Annotated in this window: 5 protein-coding genes; all 5 read left to right on the top strand. The window is 61.3% G+C overall.

Annotation, left to right across the window (positions count from 1 at the left end; genetic code table 11):
* Nucleotides 1-291: 291 nt before the first annotated feature.
* Nucleotides 292-1,218 carry a transporter substrate-binding domain-containing protein gene (locus AAAX59_RS09465; RefSeq protein WP_117637677.1) on the top strand — a complete coding sequence of 309 codons (927 nt, stop codon included), beginning with the start codon at nt 292-294 and terminating at the stop codon, nt 1,216-1,218.
* 9 nt (nt 1,219-1,227) lie between these two features.
* The gene (locus AAAX59_RS09460) at nt 1,228-2,376 is read left to right on the top strand and encodes an amino acid ABC transporter permease (RefSeq protein WP_349071571.1); all 1,149 of its coding nucleotides are present in this window, start codon (nt 1,228-1,230) and stop codon (nt 2,374-2,376) included.
* A 22-nt stretch (nt 2,377-2,398) separates the two neighbouring features.
* Nucleotides 2,399-3,184, top strand: a complete 786-nt coding sequence (locus tag AAAX59_RS09455) for an amino acid ABC transporter ATP-binding protein (RefSeq protein ID WP_118099385.1) — start codon at nt 2,399-2,401, stop codon at nt 3,182-3,184.
* Nucleotides 3,185-3,256: 72 nt separating this feature from the next.
* Nucleotides 3,257-4,672 carry a M20/M25/M40 family metallo-hydrolase gene (locus tag AAAX59_RS09450; RefSeq protein ID WP_349071570.1) on the top strand — a complete coding sequence of 472 codons (1,416 nt, stop codon included), beginning with the start codon at nt 3,257-3,259 and terminating at the stop codon, nt 4,670-4,672.
* Between the two features lie 229 nt (nt 4,673-4,901).
* Complete coding sequence (prfA, locus tag AAAX59_RS09445; RefSeq protein ID WP_055252487.1) at nt 4,902-5,969, top strand: peptide chain release factor 1; 1,068 nt, start codon at nt 4,902-4,904, stop codon at nt 5,967-5,969.
* Nucleotides 5,970-6,205: the final 236 nt, after the last annotated feature.

Raw genomic sequence — 6,205 nt, 5'->3', positions numbered from 1 at the left:
CCGGCCCGTCACGGGTCAACCTGCAGTGCGGCCCGAACCCCGTGAGGGCCGGCGCCTTTAGACGCGTGCCGGAAATCCAAGGGTTATACCCTAAGAGCAAACCACCCCTTTTAGGGGTGGTTTTGATGCTAACTTGTTCGCTCTGGGTGGCGCCCGCTGGCATTGCCAAAACATCGACGCTCCCAATGACTACCGTGTGTCTATTAATTTTTCGAGCTTGTGCTGCGCTGCTGGTCGCTGGCGTATATCCTGTTAAGTCGTCAGCATACGATTCAACAGGGAAGGCAGATTATGCATTCTCCCCATCAACGCGACGCGCATCCACAGCCGGTATGCAGCCGTCGCATCTTTTTGGGTAGCGCTCTCGCTGCGAGCGCTTCTGTCGTCGCCGGCGCACTTGCCGGCTGCCAGCGTCCCTCCACGCTGGAAGTAGTTCAGTCCACGACGGGCGGCGGTCGCGACGACCTGTCCGATTCTGTGATCGGCAAGGATAAGATCCGCATCGGCATGGAGGCGGCCTACGCCCCGTACAACTGGCAGGTTTCCGAGGCCAGCGAGTTCACGATCCCCATCGACAACGTGCAGGGCGCCTATGCCGATGGCTACGACGTGCAGATCGCCAAGATCGTCTGCAAGGCTCTCGGCGGCGAGCCCGTTGCCGTCAAGCAGAGCTTCTCGGGCCTTATCGACTCGCTCAACAACGGCCAGATTGACCTCATCATCGCCGGCATGAGCGCCACGCCCGAGCGCGAGGAGTCCGTCGGCTTTTCCGACCCGTACTTCATTGGCTACTTTGGCCTGTTCGTAAAAGAGGGCTCGCCCTACCAAAACGCCACCAAGCTCAGCGACTTCAGCGGTGCCACGGTGCTCGGCCAAAAGGACACCATGCTCGATACCGTCATCGACGAGATTCCGGGCGTTGTGCACAAGAACCCGGTCGATTCGGTCCCCACGGTGTTCTCGAATCTGCTGCAGGGCACGTGCGACGCCGTGACCTACAACACTGAGAACGAAAAGGGCTATATGGCCCAAAATCCCGGTATCGTCCCCATCCACTTTGCCGAGGGCGAGGGCTTTAAGCAGGAGGTCACGGCAAATGTCGGTTGCCGCAAGGGCTCGGACAAACTGCTTAAGCTCATCGACAAGACACTCAAGGGCATTAGCCAAGAGGAGCGCGACCAAATGTGGGACGCGTGCCTCGACCGTCAGCCGGCATAGGGAGGCAGCATGAAAGCCATCAACCGTCTGGCCTCCTTTATCAAGGCCGACCACCGTTATGTATACCTGGGCACGAGCGTCATCGCGGCGCTCGGCCTGGCGTTTAGCCAGCGCAACCCCACACCGCTGAGCTTCTTAGCCCCCACCGGTATCTTCCAGGATTGCCTTTGGGCGATTCTTTGGGCCTGGATTGTCGTGTCGGCAGCGGCGCTTGTCACCAAGCTTATGCACTGGAGTGACTATCGCGAAAAGTCGCCGTTCGCATCCGAGCGTTTCCGCCGCGGCGCGCGCCTGGGTAGCTATGTTGTGGTCGCTATCGCGGCGATCTTCTTTATCGACCGTTGCGTCATGTCGTTTATCGACCTGGTGCAGGTGAGCATTGTCTCGGATTCCAACCCCAGCGACTTTTTGTCGAGCCTGGTCTACATGACCTACAAGAGCGGGGACTTCTTCATTCGCGGTATCGAGATCACCATCGCGCTTGCCACCTTCGGCACCGTCATCGCATTCTTCCTGGCGCTGCTCTTCGTGTTCCTACGCATTCAGACGTTCGACCGCGTGGATAACGACCTGGTGCGCTTCGTTAAGAGTATCGGCCGCGGCTTTGCGACCGTCTACTCCACCATCGTGCGCGGCACGCCCATGATGGTCCAGGGCCTGCTCATCTATTACGCGGGCTTCACCGTTTTGCGCGGCATGGGCTTCGAGACCGCCCAGGCCAACCAGATCTGGAGCACCTTCACCGCCGGCCTCGTCACCATCTCGCTCAACTCCACCGCCTACATGATGGAGGTCCTGCGCGGCGGCATCGAGTCCATCGATTCCGGCCAAGCCGAGGCGGCGCGATCGCTGGGCCTGTCGCAGTGGCAGGCCATGCGCAAAGTCGTGTTCCCCCAGGGCATTAAAAATGCGATTCCGGCGCTCACCAACGAGCTCATCATCAACATCAAGGATTCGTCGGTGCTCTCGGTCATCGGCGTGTTCGACCTTATGTACGCTACTACCACGGTCGCCGGCGTGTACTACCGCCAGATGGAGGTCTACTGCGTGGCGCTCGTGGTCTACCTGATCCTGACGCTCGTGGCGAGCCGCCTGCTCGAAGCCTTTGGCAAAAAGCTCGGTGCCGAGGCTCCGGCCACGCTGCCCAGCTCTAACTAGGCTTAAGACGAGGAGAATCATCATGGCAGATACCGCCACTACCGGCGTTGCGGCCGCCGCACAGACCAATGAGCCGCTCATCCGCGTCGAGGGCCTGCGCAAGAGCTTCGGCTCGCTCGAGGTACTCAAGGGCATCGACCTGTCCGTTAACCCCGGCGAGGTCGTCACCATTATCGGCGCCTCGGGCTCGGGCAAGTCGACCTTCCTGCGCTGCCTCAATCTGCTCGAGACCCCGGACGCGGGCCACATCTGGTTCCACGGCCAGGACCTCACGGCCGAGCGCTGCAACATTAACAAGCTGCGTGAGGACATCGGCATGGTGTTCCAGGGCTTTAACCTGTTCAACAACATGGATGTGCTCGACAACTGCACGCTTGCGCCCGTCACGCTCAAAAAAATGAGCAAGGCCGAGGCCGAGAAGGTCGCGATGGAGCATTTGACGAGTGTGGGGCTCGAGAAGTTCGCGCACGCCGCCGTGGGTCGCCTGTCCGGCGGTCAAAAGCAGCGCGTGGCCATCGCTCGTGCCCTATGCATGAATCCGCAGATCATGCTGTTCGACGAGCCGACCTCCGCACTCGACCCCGAGATCGTGGGCGAGGTGCTCGAGGTCATGCGCAAGCTCGCTGCCGACGGCATGACCATGGTCGTCGTCACGCACGAGATGGCCTTTGCCCGCACGGTGTCCGACCGCGTGGTCTTTATGGACAAGGGCGTGGTGCTCGAGGATGCCGCGCCGGCCGAGCTCTTCGGCAACCCCAAACATCAGCGCACGCGCGAGTTCCTCTCGCGTTATCTCGAGGACAAATAACCGACCGCAAACGCTTATGTGGCAGGGCCGCTCCGGTGGGGCGGCCCTTGTCGTCACAATCGAAAGGATGTCATGGCCGAGGTTTGGCGCTTTTTTGCGCATGAGGATGATTTTGCCGATCTGGACGAGGCTGGTGCGTGCGAGCGCCTGGGCCGCGTGCTGTCGTTTCCGACCATCTCGAGTATGGATGCCGAGGCGGTGAACTGGCAGCCGTTCGACGACCTGCGCGCGTATATGCAGCAGGCTTGGCCGCACGTATTTACGGCGGGTAAGGTCGAGCTTATCGACCATTCGCTATTGGTGACGCTTAGCGGTTCCGACCCTGCCCTCAAACCCGTCATGCTCATGGGCCACATGGACGTGGTTCCCGTGGTACCCGGCACCGAGGCTGACTGGACGCATGTCCCCTTTAGCGGACATGTGGACGACACCTACATTTGGGGTCGCGGCGCCATCGATATGAAAGACCAGGTCGCAGGCATTCTCGAGGCGGTTGAGTATGCGCTCGCACACGGCTGGGAGCACGAGCGCACCCTGCTGCTGGCTTTTGGCCAGGACGAGGAAACCACGCAGTTCGGTGCGGGTGCCATCGGCCGCGTGCTCGAAGGGCGCGGCATTGAGCTTGAGTACCTGATCGACGAGGGCGACTACCGCATCGTTCCGGCTGCCGAGTACGGCGCGGGCGAGGGCTGGCTTATGCATGCCGATCTCGCGGAGAAGGGCTACGCCGATATCGTGTTGAGGACGCGTAGCGAGGGCGGGCATTCCTCCAACCCCTACGGGGGCACTTCACTCGAGGTGCTCAGCCGTGCCATCACCGCAATCTGCGATATCGAGTGGCCGACGCGCGTGACCGACTTGCTTGCCGCCCAACTCGTCGAGTTGGGGCTCTACACGGCCGATGAAATTGCCGCCAACGGGGATGCCATTGTCCGCGATTGCCTCGCCAGCAAAAAGCTCTATCCGCTGGTGACGACCACCTGCGCGCCCACGCAGATCGAGGGCGGCAGCACCGGCGCCAACGTAATGCCGCAGGATATGTGGGCCAATATCAACTTCCGCATGCTCGAGGGCACGAGCGTGGCCGACGTTGTGGCGCGCTGCCGCGAGGCGGTTGCCGCGGCGGGCCTTGTCGGACGTGTGGAGGTCGAACTCGGCCCCGGCAGCTCTGAGCCCTCGCCGTCCCCGCGCATCGGTGGTCCCGGTCTCGAGGCGGTTCGCTCCATCGCCGCCCGCTATTTCCGTGATCCAAAGGGGACGGAGGAAAACGGATCATTCGAGCCAGTGGCAATTGTGCCCTCGACCGTGATCGGCGCGACCGACGCTGCCAACTACCAGCGCATTTGCTCCGAGTGCATTCGCTTCTCGGCCTTTGTGGTCGACGATGACGAGTGCGACCGAGGTGTCCACGGCACCAACGAGCGCATCACCCGCCGCGCCTACCTCCAGGGTGTTCGCTTCCTCATCGCCCTGCTCCACAAGCTCTAGAATCTGACAAAGGGACTGTCCCTTTGTCAGATTCCGTGCGGGTTATATGCAGGTTTGCCTGCGCACGCTATCATGTATGGGTTAGACCGCAACTATGTACCCCGTACGCGAAGGGATGCGCATGTATCTGAAGATCGACATGCTCTAGCTGGACTTACCCCCGCAATGGCGCCGTGCGCCCCATCAATTCTGCCGATTTTCACCTTCACGCATATAAAGGAGTCCCGTCATGCGCGACAAGCTCGAAAAGATCATCAAGGCCTACGAGGAGCTCGAAAAAAAGCTTTCCGACCCGGCCGTCGCCTCCGATATCAAGGAGTTCACGCGTCTCAACAAAGAGTACGCGCACCAGTCCGACCTCATCGCTGCCTCGCGCGAGTACATCGGCGCGCTCGATGACATCGAGGCTGCCAAGGAAATGCTCCACGATACTACCGATGCCGATGAGAAGGAGATGCTCCAGATGGACATCTCCGAAAACGAGGCCAAGCTTCCCCAGCTCGAGGAAGACATTAAGTACATGCTCATCCCGAGCGACCCCAACGACGACAAGAACACCATCGTCGAGATTCGCTCCGCCGCTGGTGGCGACGAGGCGGCCATCTTTGCCGGCGATCTGTACAAGATGTATCAGCGCTTCTGCGAGTCGCGCGGCTGGAAGACCACCGTGCTCGACTCCAGCCCCAGCGAGGCCGGCGGCTTTAAGTCCATCGAGTTCAAGGTCGAGGGCGACCGCGTCTACTCCGTCATGAAGTTCGAGTCCGGCGTGCACCGCGTCCAGCGCGTTCCCAAGACCGAGTCCCAGGGCCGTATCCAGACCTCCACGGCGACCGTCGCCGTACTTCCCGAGGCCGAGGAGATCGACGTCCAGATCAACCAGTCCGACCTGCGTATCGACACCTACTGCGCCTCCGGTCCTGGCGGTCAGTGCGTTAACACCACTTATTCCGCCGTGCGCATCACCCACCTGCCCACCAACACCGTGGTGCAGTCGCAGGAACAGCGCTCCCAGATCCAGAACCGCGAAGTCTGCATGCAGATGCTGCGCGCCCGTCTGTACGAGATGGAGCTCGAGAAGCAGCAGGCAGAGCTCGGTGCTGAGCGCCAGAGCCAGATCGGCCACGGCAACCGTTCCGAGAAGATCCGTACCTACAACCAGCCCCAGGACCGCGTGACCGATCACCGCATCGGTTTCAACTCCACCTACAATGGCGTCCTCCTGGGCGACCAGCTCGGCACCGTCATCGAGGCGCTCGCCGCCGCCGAGCGAGCCGAGAAGCTGGCACAGGCAGTTTAGGTTCCGCCGTTCTACCGAACGGCGGACCAGCCGACGCTGCGCGGGCCGCATTTGGACAATCTGACGTTCAACTTCAAGGGCGCGACCAGAAGGTCAGCGCCCTTTCGTTTTTAAAGGCTTTAGCCTGTGCGGGGCGCGCAGCGCGCCGCATCAGAAACCACCCGCTATGCGGGTGGGGACAACCGGCTTTACAAAGCCGCCCCCTCGCCGGACACTTGCGATTGTTCAGGCCGCAA

Source organism: Collinsella sp. CLA-ER-H2 (assembly GCF_040092405.1).
In the GTDB taxonomy this organism is placed as follows: domain Bacteria; phylum Actinomycetota; class Coriobacteriia; order Coriobacteriales; family Coriobacteriaceae; genus Collinsella.
The sequence above is the reverse complement of the archived record's forward strand: the minus strand, read 5'-3'. Positions and strand labels throughout refer to the sequence as shown.